This window comes from Crinalium epipsammum PCC 9333 (assembly GCF_000317495.1).
In the GTDB taxonomy this organism is placed as follows: Bacteria; Cyanobacteriota; Cyanobacteriia; order Cyanobacteriales; family PCC-9333; genus Crinalium; species Crinalium epipsammum.
In genome coordinates this window covers 1-17947 of sequence record NC_019733.1, presented here as the reverse complement: position 1 = coordinate 17947, position 17947 = coordinate 1, and the positions used below count along the sequence as shown (strand labels likewise).

Here is a 17947-nt window from a genome sequence, read left to right as displayed (position 1 = left end):
AGGTCAAAAATGATTTGATTAAATCAAAAGGGCGATCGCCCTCCGGTCAAGAAAAAGCGATCGCCCAGAACCAAACATATTGTTAGGAATTAAAACCATGATACCTCCATCATTTGGGGATTTTAAGGAAGTCAACAATTTGAGAACTTCCATTCACATACTTGTAAAAGAAAACCCAACTCAAGAAATCACACAATTCGATATTGGTAGGTTTGGACTTGACCAAAACCCTGCTGCTGTTTACATTGCACGGCTGAGTCCTAAATCCCGACGCTCTCAACTTCATGCTCTTAATGTCATGGCTGGTATTTTAACCAGTGGCAAACAGGATGCTATCAACTTACCCTGGTGGCAGTTAAGGTATCAGCACACAGCAGCCCTGCGTAATCTGTTGGCTGATCAGTATGCACCTGCAACTGTTAATCGGATGCTGGCAGCACTTAGAGGTGCGATGAAAGAGTGTTTTCGACTTGGTTTAATGAATGCTGATGACCACGCAAAAGCTGTTGATTTGCAGAACGTTAAAAGTGATTCACTGCCAAGTGGACGGGCTTTAAAGAAGAATGAAATTACAGCACTGATGAAAGTTTGCGTAGATGATGATTCAGCAGCAGGTTATCGTGATGCTGCACTGATTGCGATCGCTCGTTGTGGTTTAAGGCGTGGTGAGATTGTTGAGTTGACTGTTGCAGATTTTGATTTGGAATCCGGTGGTTTGAAGGTGCGAAGGGGTAAGGGACGGAAGGATAGAATTGTTTATCTTCCTGCTGGTTGGATCGCCCTTGTTGCTGCTTGGGTCAATCTGCGTAATCAAAGGTTAGGAAATAGTGAGGGTGCATTGCTGGTATCAGTTGACCGTTTTGATCGACTTGGCTCTGTACACATGGCTGATCAATCGGTGTTAACTATTTTGAAACGACGGGCTAAACAAGCTGGGATTGAGAAGTTTAGTCCTCACGATTTTAGACGCACTTTTATATCCGATCTATTAGATCGGGGCGCTGATATCGTAACTGTGCAAAAGTTAGCTGGACATTCCAACCCTGCGACTACTTCCAGGTATGACCGCAGAGGTGAGGAGGTCAAGCGGTCTGCGATGCAGCTTCTTGATTCGCCTTATTAGAGATGATATGCGAGAGCGTTGCGCCGACCTGTCGGTTCACCCAAGTAGTGCCAAGTGTCCTGGGTTAACCCTTATGCAATGTTATGAACGTATCAAACAGCCTGTAGAGTCCTTGCCAACAGGCTTTGAACCTAGTCAACAGTAAGATATTCCTGTAAAACTTTGCCGAAAAGAATGCACGGGAATACAAATAGTCTCAACGGTTTATCAAGCTTTTACCAGCAAATGACAATAGGACAAGTGCAGTACAAGGTACAGCAGTAAATCAAGATGCAACAGTGCAGTCAGAGATTACAGCGTAGCAGTGCAGTTAAAATAGTCAGGAAGTGCAATGCAGTTAGAGACAGTAGTAAAACAGTGCAGTACTCAGTTGAAGTGCAACAGTGAATAAAGAACTTTACACTTGTCCAGTACTTTTTTTAAGGCACTACGTTAGTAGTGCTTTGGAAAGGAAAGCCTAACGGCTTCTTGTGAGAGATTGTTAGTTAATGTTAGAAACGGTTGAAACTGCAAGTCTGCTATCGCAGAGCAAACGAAAACGTCTTTTTCCACTTTAAACTTTAAACAATTGTACCCACTTCAAACTTTTAACAATTGTACCCACTTTAACGTTAAACAATTGTATCCACTTTTAACAGTTTAGTGTCTAGCATCATCAATTGCAGCTTAGAAAGTTATGCTGAATGCGCGAACCCGCGCATTCAGCATAGTGCGATTCCTTCGGATAGCTTCGCGCTTCGCACGCAGTCCAAACTATCTTCTCCTTTTCCAGTTGTGAGTATTTTTGCATATTGAACAAATGTTCTCTGACTAAATCTAAGTGCAAGCGTGCAGTATATTTCTTTCTTCAGTAAAATTTGAAACATTTGCGCTCGTAGGAATATACCTCAGAAATTCCTAGAGGATTAAAATGTGGTTGCACGATTTAATCCTCTAGGAATTATTACAGAGGGTAATCAAGGCGTATTACGGCAAGGTGATAACTACCCCAGATTTTCCTAGAGGATTAAAAATCTGGTTTTAATTCCCTAGAAATTTTTGCAGGTAGCAAGTGCCGCGTCATAAGTTTTGCACCTACAATTCCATTTGTGACTGTTGCTGTGACTGGTATTGGGGTACAAGCTGCATCTGTTCTGCTTCTGCTTGTTGCAAACGCTCTTGTAATTCCCCATTCCAACCAGCTTCGTCTAGTTCCTCTTTCTTACTGTTTGGTAAAACGTTTATTACCTCATTCGCTAATTTCTTACCCTCTTCATCGCCTTTAAAACTTACTACAACGTCGAGCTTCTCAGGATTGTTGAGAAATTCTATAGGGAGTCGGTCTAAACTTTCAGTACCGATGTACATAGTGTTATTTTCACCATAACTAGGATCTAGTGCCACTGAAGAAATAGTTTCGATTGGGTCACTGGTAAGAATTACGTTATTAACTACTTTGGTATCTTGTGGGGGTATCCAGAAGAAAGCAGGTTCTCCGTTTACTTCCTGTTCAACTTCTGGATCAAGGTTTAAATCCAGCCATTCACTTAAGCCAGTTTCAAGGTTAAATATGCAAAGACCCGTTTCTATATCTTGGAAAGTACACACGCTGAACACAGCCATCCCTTCATCATTAGCATAGAGCCATCCATCTTCGTGCAGCACATCAAGTATTTCAGCAGGCAAGCAGTATTCTTCAATTAGACGCGATCGCAACGGTAGCCAGTTTTCTTCTACGGGATTAATACTTAAATCTACTGATTCATCATCATCATTCAGGTTCGGCTCAGTTTGATCCGTTGGGTCAGTTGAAATAGTTTGGTCAGTTTGACTGTTAAGATTTGAGCCATTTTGGGGTGCGATCGCATCATTTAATTGCAATTCATGGGGTGCGGTAGCGCCCATGTTTTCTTGTGCAATACTTTCCTCAAACAAAGCTTTCACTTCATCTGGTATCAACTCCTTGAATATAGGATTATCGCGATTTAATGAGTAAATATTATTGTTCCGTTGCTCGTCCGCACGTCTAGACTCTGCTGTTTCGGCACTTACACGCGCCTGTTCTGCTGCTTGTTTTTCTCTTACTTGTTCTATTCTTTCATTAACGCGATTTTGAATAGATTCTTTCTCAAAATCATCTGAAACCGCAGAAATATTTTGATAATTTAATTTCTCATCATCATCGTATAAAGCTTCATCATTACTAACTGTTGCAGCTTTATCATCATCACTATTAGCAGCTTCATCACCATTACCAGCTTCAAGCTCTAATTCTGGGACTGATGGTAGCTGCCCTGGTAGCTCAACTTTCTTGGTATTACTTGGAGCGATCGCACCAATAGTCTCGTTATTATCATCATCACTATCAGTCGAACCAGTTGTGCTTGAGTTTTGACTGGTTCTAACTGGTGGACGACTGGAAGCTGCTGCTATAGCATCATTATCACGTTCAGGGTCATATTCTACGTCGCGATGTTTCTGCAATCCATTGAAAGTGTATGCCCTACCCAAGTTAGTGCCACTAAAAGCAACTCCATCAAGCTTGTAAGAAATACCCATTGAACCACTAACAGTTTCCTTGACCTGTACATTAATGCCCTGGTCTTTGAGGAGGTCGATCAGTTCCGGCATTGTGGGATGTTCGGCAGTTAAATCGTCAATAGTATCTTGTAGCTTGACTCGTACACTATCCTCGCCTGTTCGAGCAAGCAGTCTGCGCTCTCCGGTAGTGGGTGAACGTCTTTCCTTATCTTGGCTACTAGGTGAAGGTGTTAAATTGTAATCCTGCTCAAGTTTTTTGACTACGGCTTCACTTTTTCGATAGTCCCAATCATGGTCTGTACACTTGCCTGTATCTAACCGTACTCTACAAGCTGCAATGTGAATGTGGTCATGATCTCTATCAGTATGACGAACCACTGCATATTGATTGCAGTCATAGCCCATCTCATTCATGTAATCTGATGCGATACTAAGCCAATCTACTTTATTTAATTGGTCAGTAGAGGGAACACTTAAGGAAAAGTGACCGACAGGTTTTTGCACTTTAGAACTTAAGTGACTGCTTTGTTCTAGTTCGTTGGCTATTTCTAATGCTGTTTCTCCTACCACATTCTTACCAATCAACTCTGCACCAGGCTTTGAGAATAGGTAATTGAGCAATCCTTTAAAACTACTCCCTTTAGTGATTTTGCTAATCATATCCTCTTAATGCTCACACTTTGGCAACCACTAGCAATCAAGGTGTGAGCTTCCATTAATTCTTCTCGTAATTGTTGAATTAGGTTGTAGCTTTCTGACTGTTGAGAGTTTTCTGCTAGGTACTGATCGCTTTGCGCTAATGTCTTGTTGCTTCTGTTCAAAAATTGTATTGAGCGCGGGATGTCTAATTTTGCTGTTTCTCTAAATATGCGCTTTCGTACCAAGTCGCTAAGTGTTATTCGCTCGTCTGATGCTAGTTTCTCAGCTAAAGCGTTTTCAGTAGGACTTACCCGTATTTGAATAAGTTTGTTGCGAGCTTCCTTAGTCATGCCTAATAAACAGTCAGCAATTAAGAGATTATTTTACCTATTGGGTGGCGATCGCACTCTCTAACTTAAGATAGTTTTTAGTATTGCGAAATCGCTATCTTTACCTTATTGTCGTAAAACAGTTTAGTCAGCAAGTGCTATGCAACAGGGCAGTTATAAATGTAGTGTAACAGAGCAGTTAGAAGTGTAGTGTAACAGAGCAGTTAGAAGTGCTGTGTAACAGTAAATAAAGATACAACAATCACGGGACTTTTTATTAAGCACCGCGTTAGTGGTGCTTGTGTAAAACATTTATTAACAGTAAACTTTACTACTCAAACCCTGAGAACAAGCTGCATTTGCAAGGTATATAGCAGTTGGGTAGTGAACTAATAATTGGTACTGTGTCTTGTGCGAACGCATAGTCCAGCTTTGTTATTCCCTAATTAATTAATGGCTTGAATCGTTCCTATATAGTTATTAGTTAAAACGCTTGCTACTAACCTATTTCGCTCAGTTGTGAGTACTTTTTAAAAACTCTATTTCACTATAACAGCCTAACCAAACGGCTTGAGTTATATACAACATATAGGTTATATGACTTATACCACTATTTTATTAGTGCTATAAATTGTCTAATTATCATTAGTTATAACATAATTTAGTAAAAATAATTTAGTTGCTACATCCTTTATTTGTACCTTTACCTTATTTGTAATAGATAGAACCTATATAAATATTTCTTTTTGCGTCTGTACAACTTCTACCAGAAAAATACCGTGAATTTGGAGTGCGATCGCTTACCTTGTCTTATACTTGTCACATAAAAAGTAGTGTATTTGACGGGAGTTGGTAGCTCGTCTTTTTGTTGGGTGAGGGTGTTGTTGCTTATTGAGAATGAGTGAGAATGGCTGAAAAGGGGGTAAAAGGGGTAAATATTCTCTGATTGAATATTGTAATGACGTTGGGTATTCCTTGCTTTTTAGGTGAACAAAATTGGTGGAGGGATTGCTGCTGTTGGGGTGTGGCAGATCAGGCAATCAGCAGGCAAATTACAGGCAATTTACAGGAAAGTATTTTTTTTACAGTGGCATTTTCTGTAGTATTTAGGGGTAAAAAGTGGGTAGCCATTTTCAACTTTCCTGTAATTTGCCTGTTTTCTGCCTGTAATCTGCCTGTAATTTGCCTGTTTTGTGCCTACAGATTTTACGCTCGTAATAAGCATCACTTTTGGAAGATAGTGGTTGAAGCGTAGAGAGCGAGAATTGGTAAAAATGGGGAAGGGTGAGGAAAGTATTAAGTGAAAATAACAGTTGGAATTGATCCAGGCGCATCACTTACTAAAGTTATAGCAGATGTTGAGGGTGAAAAGGAGACTTATTTTGTAACAATGACACCGCAAATATCGTTCTCTATTGGGTGATTGTGCAGCATAATTACAAAAGTAGCCTGGGTGACTATGACTCCTATTTGTTGGGGGGCTGAGATGACATCCTTCTTGAAAACAGTTTTTGAAGGTTTAAAAACAAGCGTCATCAATAGGAAGCGTTAGCGTTCCGGTTAATTGATGATATTTTTGGTTTGTTTCTTTACTTTACGAGCAAGGTAGCAGTGTAATGAATAATAACGATAAGCCTCTTCGTAAGAAGTCTGTTGATTTTAGATTGAGACTACAACCATTAGTTGACAGTCCTGAAGCCGCAGTGTTATCTCATTTAAATTCTTTGGGGTCACGTTCTTCTAACCAGTTGATTTTGCAAGTTTTGCGAACGTGGTTTTTGCCCTTTGCATATCAAGAAAAAGATAATTTATCTGATGAGAAATTAAAGAAAGTAGCTTTAGAAGCTTGCAATGCTTTAGAGCAGCAGATTATTTACATTCGCCAGGTTTTCTTTTTGGAAAAACCGACTCCACACATTGTAATGATGAATGGTCAAAACTCTGCACAAGCACAACCATTATCTGCGCCTGAACCTGAACCTGTGCCTGAACCTAAGAGAGAATCACTAATTAAAGGGGTAGGTACTTACGAGGAGGCAGAGAGTCTCTTTGGGGATATGTGATAGTTGGTATAAAACTTAAAAGTAGCACTCCACAATCTGCAATTAACAGTTTTTAACAAGGATGGTACTTTTTAAATTGCAACCGGATAAAACTGTTTCTACTGATGGGTTTGAACAGGTTTTTTAAAAGTTGAGGGCGGTAGCCCTATAGAACTGTGGTCAAAACTTGTTGGTAGGAACTGTTGTTTCAGCTATCCCAAAATAATATTTTACTTTGGTAGGTTATTGGTATATAAAATTTATATGATGTTTTTAGTTTGTTAAGAATCATGTATAAATCTTATATAGAAGCTTATTATGAGTACGATTTACCTCATCAAAAAAGAGCTAGAGAATTAATAAAAATGCTGGCTCTCAAGGGAAATGAGAAAATTTTGGATATTGGTTGTGGCGAGGGAAAACTTACGTCTGAACTTGCTGATTATGTCCCTAACGGTTCCGTTATAGGAATAGATAATTCTGAGCAGATGATTGAATTTGCTAAAAATAAGTTTCCTGAAACTCGTTACTCTAACTTATCTTTTCAATATGCAGATACCAAAAGTTTAGATTACGCTAACGAGTTTGACGTAATTGTTTCATTTGCCTGTTTAAGCATAATTGTTAACCATACTCCCGTTTTGCTAAAAATTCATCAAAGTCTGAAAAACTCTGGCAAGGTACTATTAAATTTTCTGGGTAAAGGGAAACATAATGCTATATCAAGTGTTATTAGCAATTTGCTAACTAGCCAAAAATGGAATAAACAATTAGCAGATCAAGTTGGTTATAGTTTTTATGAAGCTGGAGAATATTCTGAGTTATTAAAAAAAAGTGGATTCAAACCTGAACGAATTGAGCTATATGAACAAAATGAAACTTACGAAGGAAAAGAAAGTTTAACTAGAGCTATTCGCACTGAGTGGGTTTCTTTAAGCAGTAGAATCCCTGAGAATTTGTACGAAGATTTTATTAGTGATTTAGTAGAAACTTATCTTAAAATTAACCCTCCAAACAATCAGGGTTTGATTCATAAACAAGAATCGTGGTTAGAAATTGAAGCCACGAAAATTGGTGAGTGAGTAGCAATTTTGAAGTCACCATACAGCAAGCGATAGCGGAGTTCTGGCTGCTTAAAATTTCACTCATCATCCACTGGTTGATCTGTTTCTCGTTCCCGCATATCGTCTCCTCCCTACTCTGACTTGGTTGGAATCTGAGGGGTTAGGAGAAACGTTTCTCCGTTCATAGCGAACCGAATTAATTTTATCAATGGCGTGGCGATCGCCACTTTCGAGCATTGGGAATATGTTGAGCTTTCTTTGCAACTGCTTGAAAACCGAGTGCAGGCTGGCGTTTGAGTAGGGGCAGATATAGGGTTCGTGTAACCAAGTACAACCAATCGCTGAAACTATTGTGAGGTATAGCTTTTGGCATATAAATCCTTCTCTCCTCTCATCCTCTACAGGTTCTACAGGTAACTTGCTCTATACGCGGTCTACAGCCCCCACAGGTTCGCCAACTTCAACTCTGAATACTTCTTTGTCCTACCTAACTTTGTCACCCCGCCAGTTGATTTTTGTCTAAATTACGGGTGAATTTTTGTTTGGTTTGTGAGCGTTTGTAGCTTAAAATCAATTCAGATTTCATTAGTGGGTATTAAAAAATCATATGTTTGACAGAGCAATTCGGATTGTGACTCAATTTTTTAGTAAGTCTAGTACAGCGAAGACAACACAATTAGAAGGAGATTCTCTCAAGTTAAAAGATTTAACAGTTAACAAGTTTTCTAATAATAACAATCTCACCAATGACGAACAATCTGTACCAACAGAAAAAGCTGTAAAAAACTATGTAGACGGAGCAATTACTGATATTAAAGCTACTTTAGTTAATAAGGCGGATACTACAGAAGTCAAGTCAGAAATTAATGCTCTGAGTACAGAATTAAAAGCCTACTTCAATCAAGAGGTTACTGATATTAAAACTACTTTAGCTAATAAGGCGGATAGTACAGAAGTCAAGTCAGAAATTAATGCTCTGAGTACGGAATTAAAAGCCTACTTCAATCAAGAGATTACTGATGTTAAAGCTATTTTAGCTAATAAGGCTGCACTTAATGGTAATTCCGAAGAGAACTTTAATGCAAAAAATCTTAATGTAGAGACGAGCATCTATTCTAAAGTCGTTGCTACCGAGACAATTAATTCTCAAACAGTAGCTAGTGTTAAAGCTGTTAGTAACGGCTTTTACCAAGTTTCATCAAGGGTATTGAAAGAGGAGATTAATGATTTGTCTAGCCAGGATGTTACAGAAATATTAAGGTCGCTTAATCCCGTTAAATTTACCTACACAGAAGATGAGTCAAAAACACCCTTTGCTGGTTTTATTGCAGAAGATACACCCGACTTATTAACTTCTAATGACAAGCAAGCTATTAAAGTTGTCGATCTTGTCGCCGTTCTTACTAAAATTATGCAAGATAACCAAAAAACATTGCATAATTTGGTAAAGCTTACCAAACAACAGCAAAGTGAAATTACCGCACTGAAAGAAATAGTACAAAATTTGGAAAGACAGAGATCAGGAATGGAAAATCCGTAAAAAATAGTCTTCTTCCGAATTTATAATTAATTTGGGATTATCTAGTAACCATCTTAATAATTGTATGTTATGCGTTAGACATCATATACATGGTTTTTGGGTAATTGTTTTACCATTTTCTCTCTGAACATTCATTAATTTGTGTAGACAATAAAATTTATATAAATGTTGAAGTCTTTTGGCATCTCTTACTTTTAGTTATGCACTTACATTTGTGGGTTTCCGCTTAGGTAATGGAGGTTTAACTATGCCTAGTGCTGCATCGTACCCTATAGCAGACGATTTCATCGTCTGCTAATTTTTCTGTGCCTAATACTCCAGCTTTATATCCAGCCCAAAACCTTAAAGCTTCTTCCTTTTCTGGTGTTAACGAATTGGTAATCTGATCAACGTATGCAACTATACCAGCCTTGTCCAGCTTTGCAATACTATCTTTAAATGGTTTCCCTAACACCCAATTACAATAAGCTGTAACTGGTTCTGGTTCTATATATTCTTGGGGAGTAAAATCGGAACTGGGTGGTTGTGTTGTGCTTTCGGTCATTAATATCCCTCTAAAACTTGCTCATTGCCAATAATTTATCACTTACGCATAATCAACATTTAATGAATCAATGCGTAAGTTTGTAGAAACTCTGAACAGTATCAATGTTCAGCTTTCAAACCCAAGCTTATTACCATGCCTGTGTGGTAACAACTTCTTTATAACGGTATTAACTCAGTATTGACTAATTGCACTCCCTGACTAATCAGCCCTAGCTTGGGATGATATTCAATACTAGATTTTGATACTTCCCAATCAGATGCCGTGTATACTGTACTCCAATCAGAATCTGATGCAGGCACAACAGTTACCAACGTTGTTGATTCTTCCTTATGATTTATTAGTGTGTGAGTAGGACGAAAAGGCGGTTTTTGTTGATGTTCTTTTAATAGTTGACGTTGTACATCTTGGGCGATCAAACACAGGTCAGACCAGATAGCTGGATGGCGAATTATAGAAGTGAAAGATTCATTGCCCTTAGCTTTTTCCTTCTTCAGTTGGTCTCTGTACCACACCCACAACTCCGGCAATAAAACATCGCTAAATTTATCAAATGGAATTAGCCAGCTAGTGCAGGGTGGTTCGGGATCGATAAACACTCGGTAAGCTGCTACTACAGGTAGGGAAAACGAAATGGGTACGGTAAAGCCAAAATAGCTGCCGTCCATTAAAGCAACAATCCCTTTGGGTTTAACACCTGCTAAATTACTCAAGCCCCTGACAGACGGATTGTCTAAATGCTTATGAACCAACTGTAATAAATTTTTCTCGATCGCCAATACATCTGTTAATAATGGCAGCAGATTAAAAATTCTTTGTTGAAAACTGGCTGATTTTAGCGCCGATTGAGAAGTTGACCCTTTGGGATGGGAAGTTTTACCTGGTTTGGTAAAGTCGTGGCGTATCCGGTCAATGTGGGTTAGTAAATCGTAGATATGTACGACAGAACAATGAGGATAGCGACCGATACCTTCTTGGTTCTGGTAGTAGGCGATGCGTAAAGGCGGTTGTAATGATTCAGTTTGGGTATCTAGATAAGTTTTAATTGGCTCAAATACTCCCAATGCGTTCAACTTGGAGCGAGTGTCTACAGGAGTCGCTGTATTGACAGCAACAGAAGTTGTGCTTACTTCTTTATCATCTAAGCCGCACAGAATTTCTACTTTGACTCTAGCCTTATCTAGGGGAACGCCTTCAATACGTGCTGACTCAATCGCTGCTAGGGTGTGACCGCCATTAAGTACTCCTCCGGTGGCGATGGAGTCCCCAAAATCTATCCAAATACCGTTTCCTTTTTTGGTTTGCTCAATTTCGATATTAGAAGCTGCAAGCTTAATGCCATTGTTGCGTTCAAAAAACCGCTCTGGTGCAGTACGGAGTGTATTGAGGATTTGTTGAAATACTTCAGTTTTCTTGTTAGCTCTCCGCAGGTTGGGCGTTAAGGGTAAGTTAGTTGGTATTTGAGCAACTGAAACAACGGCAAAGTAAGTTTTAGCACCCTTTTGGTCAAAGGTACTGTCGTAGGAGGAAACAAAATCAACTGGAATAAAGATCCTTTGCTCGCTCATTAACTTTTAATCTAGATGCGATCGGCACGTTCTATATTAATCCTGTCAGCGATATGTCACAAGCGAAACTGCCGTCCGATACCTATTTCAATCCGATACTCATCATGGATGTTCAGAATATAGCGTTTCCTAATCTAGTGAGGTACACCTCGATGGGCAAAGCATTTGCACTTTAAGCTATCGGTAATATTAAGGTTTTTATGTGCAAATGCTTCGCCCCTACCCATAAAATTGATTGCTGTACCTCATCTGACTGGGAAACGCTATAGCCACTTCTATCAATGCTCTTCCGTAAAATTTTAATGTCTGCGATCGCGCCCGTTATTCTTAAAAATTGAACTCGGAATTATTAACTATTTGCAAATTCCCCTTTAATTAATGCTTTAATTGCATCAACCGACATACCAGCATCAATCATTTCTCGCACTGTGCGAACCCGGAATTTTGGCACGGGTAATGTCCGCCTTTTCCAATCACCGTCAACAAATTCTTTGTAACTATACCCCCAGTACCAATGGTCGATATTCTCTGGATTGCGTTTTCCCTCTACCTTGGGGTAAGTTGCAGTAATTCCATTTTTTAGCTTTTTGTTTTTGGTATATGGGTATAGACGACCGGAAGCAATCTGTTTTCCTCTTGCACCTCTGCGTTTACGGAATTGGTTTTCCTCTCCCTGATTTAATGGGCTAGAACTTTTTTCCTTACTTGGTTCTAGCCCATTTAATTCCTCACCCTGATTTAATGGGCTAGAACTTTTTTCCTTACTTGGTTCTAGCCCATTTAATTCCCGCTCCAGAGTCTTCTGTACTCCCCCAACTTGGGGTAGTTCGTTTGGTGCAGTGGATAAATCTACAATATTAAGTTTTTTGGTAATACGATTTCGTGCCACTTTAAAACCTCCAATGCGTGTAAAGTGCGAATGCTGAAATATTTAGTTTTTGACAAGCTTCAACAGGATTGTTTTAGTCAAGCGAATAAACTTAACTGCTCTACTTGAGATGTGCAATGTTTGTGGGTGATCGCTGCGTCCACTTTCTTCATCCCGTCCCCTCTATTTGCAGATCGGCGATAGCGCCCTTCAACTCATCCCCCACATCAGAGGGTAATAGGTTGAGGATAACGGCTAGTAGCTTGGCTTTATATTTGAGGGGCATTAACTCAATAATCTTCTCAAAGCCTTGCCAACCAAAGGATTCCGCTACTATTTTGACTTCTGCTAGTGCATCAACCTCTGGTTCATCGAGAGCTAGTGGTAAGTACTTATCAGCCATGTATTTAATGTCAAAATCTGGCTCATCAGAATTATTACCAACGCTATATAACTTACTTAATAGCAGTCGTAATAATTTTTCTAGCTCCTTCCAACCACCGAAATCCTGAGCAATTTTGCTAACGCACCCTTGGGTAACACCAGCAACAGCACCAACAGTAGTAGTGGTAATTTTGGATGCAGACTCTGATAGCTGTTTATATGCCTGAAGGATTGCCCACTTAGTTTGGTTGGCTCCACCAGCAGCTTCAGGGCAGAGCTTAACCACATCGACTGATTCAATCGTTACCCCTGGTAATTCCAAAGCCAAAAAGCGGATGTCATAGTCAGCGACAAAGTAGAAAGTTTTCTGCTGCATTAGGTCAAGATGCGATCGCATCCTCCCAACTTCCTGAACAATCTCCTCCTGCACGTGGGCATCCACGAATGCCTGAAACTCCTCCCCATCTGGAGACTTACCCGTGAGCGTCTGATATTCCATCTGTAAGCTACCGATATTTTGGTAGGGAGTGCCGAAACTTGCTAGTGCGGAATGATTGATAAATTGGTTTGACCCTCGACCCTCCCTAAAGTGGGCAAAGTCACTAAATGCTAACCAGTCTATAAAATCAATATCTGAATGCTTTTGCCTTAACCAAGCTTGGAATAATTGAACCTGTTGATTGAGAGAGTCTGAGCGTTTTTTACCAAGTTGACCGAATCCATTAACCTGAATTATCCGCAGGTTTTGGTAACTTGGTTTTGACTTTTCAATTACCAGTAATTCATGGCGTGGGATGCCAAGACGGAGAGCTAAAATATCTGGGTCAACAGTGGCATCAAGAAATACATTAAAGTTAAATGCTTTAACAATATCGGCGTGTTTCTCGTCACGGCTGGCAACTGTTAATGTGTTCCATTGACATCTAAATGCACCCTTTTCGCCACCCCATATCCGTAGGAATTGAGGCAACCAATTTAGCAGAACTGAATCGAGGTTTTTAGTCGATTCTGTGTAAGCTTCTGCTCTTAAGGTAGAGCGAATAAGTGAGCGTGTAGCCTTTGATACGCCCTTACCTGCATTCCCTCTGAAGTCAACATTATCAGGCTCTTTCAAAAGTTTAATTAAATCAGGATGTAGCGCATAATCAATATCGTCAGCTAGAAGTGATACATCATCAGGCGCTTGTGGTAATTTCTCCCTAATTTCTGCATCACTCCAACCGTAATAAGGTTGTTTTAATTCTTTTGTTAGGAACTGCCTAAGCGATTGCCGTAGCCCTGTCAAGGCTTGATGATGTTGTGGTAACTTGGCTTCTAGTTCTGCCCAAGTTTGATCGAAGTCTGCTAATTTTACCTCTAGCTGTTTTGTTGTTTTAATGAGCCTACCAGCTTCATCCCAGATGCCCATCCATTTCGGATATTCACCCTCATCAATACTTGGCATTGAATCAGGATGTGCGCGTAGGCGATCGCTCTCGAAAGCTTGGCGACGCTCAAACCGGAAACCATAGCCCTCACCCTTGCCACTCTGACAACCCCCTGCTAGATGGCAGGTAGCGCAAACAGGTGACTCATTCGATTGTTCTATGCCACTTAGGTTTTTACTTGCGAGATTATGGAATAGAGGAGTGCGGAAACAGTTACCAGGCGTGTCTGGTTTTTCGTCTTTTTTGGGGTGAACCAGAAATGGCAGCAAGAGCGGTGTTAACCTTGTTTCATCTTTTTTAAAGCCATTATGACGAGGTGGTAAATCTTTATAATTAACTTCTACTGGTAAAGTAGTTGGATTACGATGATCTGCTGCTAAGTTAAATATTTTCTCTACACCAAAAGCGGCTGGAATAGCATCACCAGAAGCATGAGATTTACCAACTCCTGTCGATGATTTATCGAGAATATATCTGTATCCTAATTCCTTAGCTGTCTGCCAAGTATTTAAGATAGCACCATCATAAATAATATGTGGATGCCCTAGCTTTTGATAATTCTCAGGTGTAGGAAGATTAATTTTTACTTCTTGAGGTTTTGGTTTTGGTTTTGGCTTGATACGCTGTTTTCCAAAACCTTTTAAGCTGTTGTCTAGTCGATGTTTGAGATTTTTAAATAAATCGGATATTGATTCAAATGGCGTAGCGTCTGACTTATGAAATGGGCAAACTCCTGTGAAAACATTGCCGGATTTTTGTAGCGGAATACGCTCTGATATTATTTCATAAATATCAGTTTTAGCCTTGACTGATTCAATTGTTGATGATGTTAAGTGGTTGGAATTTTTTGTATCCCATTCAACAGGTATTTGATGTTTCTCAGCTAATCCTAGAACGGTATCAGTAAAGGATTTTTTCTCAAACTCTACTAGAAACCTAACAGCATTACCACTAGCTTTGCAGTGAAAACAGTAGTAACTTTGTTTCTCGGAGCTTACACAGAAATTGTCACCAGATTGATTGAAATTGTTAGGTTTATAGAAATCTTTTTTCTGCTCGTACTGCCAATAACTGTATCGCTTCTCTAATTGTTCATCGTTCAGCGATGGCTTGGATTTTTTACTAGCAGATTTCCAAATGCGATTAATGTCACGCTTCGTAAGAGGTGGGGAGCATCTATTTCCATATTCCTCAAATAATCGCTCTCCATCCCCCTCAAATGGAATACCAAGCACCTGTAAGCGATCGCAAGTGGCAATAATGTTAGCAGCTAATTTAAACCCATAGTCGTCGCGGTTGCCTTGACCCGCGCCACTGTTAATCAAGTCCTGGTCATTACGAGTGAGGAAGATTTCTAGAGGTGGAGTGCCAACGAATAAGGATTGTTGTCGCTGTTGCCGTCTGACATCTGCTCTTGCCCTTGCTGCAAGAGCTTCTCTAGCCCTTGCCAGTTCTGCTTGCTTCTCAAGATTTGCTAGACCGATTAGCAGTTCACACAGCCAATTTGGTGCGATCGCTACTTCACAGACAGATGGTGAGTTAATCCAGTGATAAGCACCAGTTTGGGGATGCCGCGACGGTGGTAAAACAGATTGACATTTGTTGTAACGCAGTTCTAGAATTTCACCGTCAGCAGTTTTGACACCTTTATGCTCGGTGATAACCGAGCGATTAAAGTCTACTAACTGTCCCCTGTATTCATCAGGTACTTGAAATAATAATTGTCTGCGTCCTGGTTTACCAGAAGTCCAGCTAACAGTTTTAGGTAAGTCGCCATTGCCTAATAAAGCTTCTAAGACAGGTTCAGCAGATGCGCCATCAACGTCAATGGCAATTAAACCATTGGAACTGTCACCAGTTCTAAGCCCGTAACCTGATATATATGCTCGGTAGGTTTTACCCTTGCTGCTAACCTTCTCCTCACCATCTAGCAGCCACGTTGTAAAATGGTTGTGGTTGATGAATGGCTCAGTCTGCCAATTCTCCCTAAATGCTGCTTTGTCATGTAATGGCGTTAAATTCCAGTGTGCAGGAATATTTTTAAGAGCATCTGCGATCTCTTGTGAATTCGGTACTCGCTGCCATAGCTTCCAGTCTTGAGGATTCATGCTGCACCCCCAGACTGGATAAATTTGATGAAATTAACACTCAAATTGCCCCAAAACCATTGCGAATCAAGCTGTAACAGCGATTCTTTTAGGCGATAATCTAAAAGGATTATATTTAATTTTTCAAAATCTTTGGGCGATACTGGAACGCGATCGCCTAATTGACGTTTGGCTTCAAACTTAAGCGTGGCGCAAATTTCAGTCGTTTGCTGCTGCGAGCTTAAGGTATGAGCCTGGGAAACCCATTTAGCAGGCTGGGTTGCTACCTTTCGTAGCTGTTTCAACTCCTGTCTCCTATTTTATTTAGGGGGAGTTGGACGCTACCATTGAAATCTCAATTGTTCAGACAAATAAGTATTTGTGCTGCTTCATAAACGTTGCTACAGGAGCAACGATAGTTTACAATTGAGACAGGAATGGTAAAAAAGCTTGGGGAAGCATTTGTAGCGCCCAATTCCTGGTTTGTAATGAACCATTGCGTCGTATCACGACACTAGGGGTTCACAGATATTCTAGACTTTTTGAGTCTGATAAGCGACTATGTAAGCTTTCATAAAATTAATTAACTGATTCTCTTTTATTACAAAAGCAGTACCTTTTCTGTTGAGAGCCAGAAAACGTTCTCCGCTAAGTGTCGCATATAAATGCTCTTCATGCTCATCAATCGTAGTTTCTCCCGATATTACTAAAACTTTGGCTAAAGGTTTACGCACCTCCCGTGAAGCCATCCCAAACTGCTGCCTGTTTTTAATTAGCGAAGCTTGGTATTCACTCAGTTCGACCAGAGGATCGGGATGCCACTTCTTTATCCCCTTGCCTTTCCGCCTCACGAATAAAGTCTCCTTTGTTTCTTTGTAGACTATCTCAGATTTTCCCATCGAGCGCATAGAAATGAGTAGGTGAGCTTCAGGAAATCGGATATAAAAATCTAGCGGTTCGTGTCCGGCTACTTCCAAACAGGGAAATATTTGTATCCCTTGTCCTTCAAACTCCTCTAGTAGTGGGCGCATTACCTTGATAATTCGTGCAAGTTTGGTGACTCGAACCAAAGGTTTGTAAACCAATCCCATTACTACCCATGCTATGGAAACAAACACGCCCGTTGCGAACATAGCAATCCAAAATGTAGCAGAGCCACGAAATAAACAGTCTTTTTCCCACTCTAGTTCCTTCAAGGCATCCCAGTTGTGAGGAGGTAATGTAATATCCTTTTGCTCTGTAGTTTGCATTTGCAATTCCCCCTATTACTGCCCCATTCGCCCTGCTTTTAGCTACGTAAAAGAAGCGTATTTACGCACTACTTAGCTATTATTTTAGTGTTTAGCTAGACAACGAGATTCTTTCTAAATTGGGTGATGCCTGTGAAAGGAAAGTAAGCTAGTCGTTTAGTGGATAAAAGGTGGTTTGCCTGTACCAAAAGGCATAGAAATGTTAAAAATTATTAGTTTTTCATTTTTAAAAAATTTTAATTAATCCCAATATAAATCTGTTCAGGTGTGAGCGTTCTATTGTTGTTGGATCATGTGGTGTGATCGCTCTGTTGTTTATCCTTTTCCTTAACGGCTTTTTGCAACAAATAAACAACCAAACTACTGAGAGATCGTGCTTCATCCTCAGCCCATTGCTCAAGTTTAGTTTTTAACTCAGGTGTGATGTAAGCACTAATCTGCTCAAGTTTTCGTTTGCCACCCACGTCTTTTTGCATTTTTGATACAGAAAGCATTCTACCTCTGTCTAATGCGCTAAACTACTAGCTATAGCCTTACATGGTAGGCTACCGTAGCAAGCAAA

General features: G+C 40.0%; 15 protein-coding genes. 5 read left to right on the top strand and 10 right to left on the bottom strand.

Annotation, left to right across the window (positions count from 1 at the left end; genetic code table 11):
• The first annotated feature begins 97 nt into the window (after positions 1 to 97).
• Complete coding sequence (locus CRI9333_RS23145) at positions 98 to 1123, top strand: tyrosine-type recombinase/integrase (RefSeq protein WP_015179927.1); 1026 nt, start codon at positions 98 to 100, stop codon at positions 1121 to 1123.
• A gap of 1074 nt (positions 1124 to 2197) precedes the next feature.
• On the opposite strand, the gene CRI9333_RS25275 is transcribed toward CRI9333_RS23145, so the two are convergent.
• Both CRI9333_RS25275 and CRI9333_RS23135 read right to left on the bottom strand, forming a co-directional pair.
• Positions 2198 to 4303: a relaxase/mobilization nuclease domain-containing protein gene (locus CRI9333_RS25275; protein ID WP_015179926.1), complete on the bottom strand. Its 2106-nt coding sequence runs from the start codon at positions 4301 to 4303 to the stop codon at positions 2198 to 2200.
• Entirely contained in the window at positions 4300 to 4632 is a 333-nt protein-coding gene (locus CRI9333_RS23135) for a hypothetical protein (protein WP_015179925.1), read from the bottom strand. Before CRI9333_RS23135 ends, CRI9333_RS25275 begins: the two co-directional genes overlap by 4 nt.
• Before the next feature lie 1279 nt (positions 4633 to 5911).
• On the opposite strand from CRI9333_RS23135, the gene CRI9333_RS28185 reads away from it, so the two are divergent.
• From CRI9333_RS28185 to CRI9333_RS23120, 3 genes are all read left to right on the top strand, one after another.
• Positions 5912 to 6034, top strand: a complete 123-nt coding sequence (locus CRI9333_RS28185) for a hypothetical protein (RefSeq protein WP_269667535.1) — start codon at positions 5912 to 5914, stop codon at positions 6032 to 6034.
• 193 nt (positions 6035 to 6227) lie between these two features.
• On the top strand, positions 6228 to 6674 hold the full coding sequence (locus tag CRI9333_RS23125; protein WP_015179924.1) for a hypothetical protein: 447 nt from the start codon (positions 6228 to 6230) through the stop codon (positions 6672 to 6674).
• Between the two features lie 269 nt (positions 6675 to 6943).
• Positions 6944 to 7735, top strand: a complete 792-nt coding sequence (locus tag CRI9333_RS23120) for a class I SAM-dependent methyltransferase (RefSeq protein WP_015179923.1) — start codon at positions 6944 to 6946, stop codon at positions 7733 to 7735.
• Between the two features lie 187 nt (positions 7736 to 7922).
• Here CRI9333_RS23120 and CRI9333_RS27060 read toward each other — a convergent pair whose 3' ends face one another.
• Positions 7923 to 8090, bottom strand: a complete 168-nt coding sequence (locus tag CRI9333_RS27060) for a hypothetical protein (protein WP_015179922.1) — start codon at positions 8088 to 8090, stop codon at positions 7923 to 7925.
• 258 nt (positions 8091 to 8348) lie between these two features.
• Between CRI9333_RS27060 and CRI9333_RS23115 the strand changes: the two genes are divergently transcribed.
• Positions 8349 to 9257, top strand: a complete 909-nt coding sequence (locus tag CRI9333_RS23115) for a tail fiber domain-containing protein (RefSeq protein ID WP_198013713.1) — start codon at positions 8349 to 8351, stop codon at positions 9255 to 9257.
• A 241-nt stretch (positions 9258 to 9498) separates the two neighbouring features.
• On the opposite strand, the gene CRI9333_RS23110 is transcribed toward CRI9333_RS23115, so the two are convergent.
• The 7 genes from CRI9333_RS23110 to CRI9333_RS23080 all read right to left on the bottom strand — a co-directional run bounded on the left by CRI9333_RS23110 (position 9499) and on the right by CRI9333_RS23080 (position 17879).
• Complete coding sequence (locus CRI9333_RS23110) at positions 9499 to 9801, bottom strand: hypothetical protein (RefSeq protein ID WP_015179920.1); 303 nt, start codon at positions 9799 to 9801, stop codon at positions 9499 to 9501.
• A 158-nt stretch (positions 9802 to 9959) separates the two neighbouring features.
• The gene (locus CRI9333_RS23105; RefSeq protein ID WP_015179919.1) at positions 9960 to 11369 is read right to left on the bottom strand and encodes an AIPR family protein; all 1410 of its coding nucleotides are present in this window, start codon (positions 11367 to 11369) and stop codon (positions 9960 to 9962) included.
• A 349-nt stretch (positions 11370 to 11718) separates the two neighbouring features.
• Complete coding sequence (locus CRI9333_RS25270; RefSeq protein WP_015179918.1) at positions 11719 to 12258, bottom strand: hypothetical protein; 540 nt, start codon at positions 12256 to 12258, stop codon at positions 11719 to 11721.
• Positions 12259 to 12406: 148 nt separating this feature from the next.
• Positions 12407 to 16156, bottom strand: a complete 3750-nt coding sequence (locus tag CRI9333_RS23095; RefSeq protein ID WP_015179917.1) for a bifunctional DNA primase/polymerase — start codon at positions 16154 to 16156, stop codon at positions 12407 to 12409.
• The gene (locus tag CRI9333_RS23090) at positions 16153 to 16440 is read right to left on the bottom strand and encodes a hypothetical protein (protein ID WP_015179916.1); all 288 of its coding nucleotides are present in this window, start codon (positions 16438 to 16440) and stop codon (positions 16153 to 16155) included. The genes CRI9333_RS23095 and CRI9333_RS23090 overlap by 4 nt, the downstream gene beginning before the upstream one ends.
• 228 nt (positions 16441 to 16668) lie before the next feature.
• Positions 16669 to 17385 carry a hypothetical protein gene (locus CRI9333_RS23085; protein WP_015179915.1) on the bottom strand — a complete coding sequence of 239 codons (717 nt, stop codon included), beginning with the start codon at positions 17383 to 17385 and terminating at the stop codon, positions 16669 to 16671.
• Positions 17386 to 17675: 290 nt separating this feature from the next.
• Positions 17676 to 17879, bottom strand: coding sequence for a ribbon-helix-helix domain-containing protein (locus CRI9333_RS23080; protein WP_015179914.1), 204 nt, complete (start codon positions 17877 to 17879; stop codon positions 17676 to 17678).
• Between the last annotated feature and the right edge of the window lie 68 nt (positions 17880 to 17947).

Coding starts and splice junctions, on each gene's coding strand:
- CRI9333_RS25275 (WP_015179926.1), bottom strand. CDS start 4,303: ATGATTAGCAAAATCACTAAAGGGAGTAGTTTTAAAGGATTGCTCAAT.
- CRI9333_RS23125 (WP_015179924.1), top strand. CDS start 6,228: ATGAATAATAACGATAAGCCTCTTCGTAAGAAGTCTGTTGATTTTAGA.
- CRI9333_RS23085 (WP_015179915.1), bottom strand. CDS start 17,385: ATGCAAACTACAGAGCAAAAGGATATTACATTACCTCCTCACAACTGG.
- CRI9333_RS27060 (WP_015179922.1), bottom strand. CDS start 8,090: ATGCCAAAAGCTATACCTCACAATAGTTTCAGCGATTGGTTGTACTTG.
- CRI9333_RS23080 (WP_015179914.1), bottom strand. CDS start 17,879: ATGCTTTCTGTATCAAAAATGCAAAAAGACGTGGGTGGCAAACGAAAA.
- CRI9333_RS23145 (WP_015179927.1), top strand. CDS start 98: ATGATACCTCCATCATTTGGGGATTTTAAGGAAGTCAACAATTTGAGA.
- CRI9333_RS23120 (WP_015179923.1), top strand. CDS start 6,944: ATGTATAAATCTTATATAGAAGCTTATTATGAGTACGATTTACCTCAT.
- CRI9333_RS23095 (WP_015179917.1), bottom strand. CDS start 16,156: ATGAATCCTCAAGACTGGAAGCTATGGCAGCGAGTACCGAATTCACAA.
- CRI9333_RS23105 (WP_015179919.1), bottom strand. CDS start 11,369: ATGAGCGAGCAAAGGATCTTTATTCCAGTTGATTTTGTTTCCTCCTAC.
- CRI9333_RS23110 (WP_015179920.1), bottom strand. CDS start 9,801: ATGACCGAAAGCACAACACAACCACCCAGTTCCGATTTTACTCCCCAA.
- CRI9333_RS23135 (WP_015179925.1), bottom strand. CDS start 4,632: ATGACTAAGGAAGCTCGCAACAAACTTATTCAAATACGGGTAAGTCCT.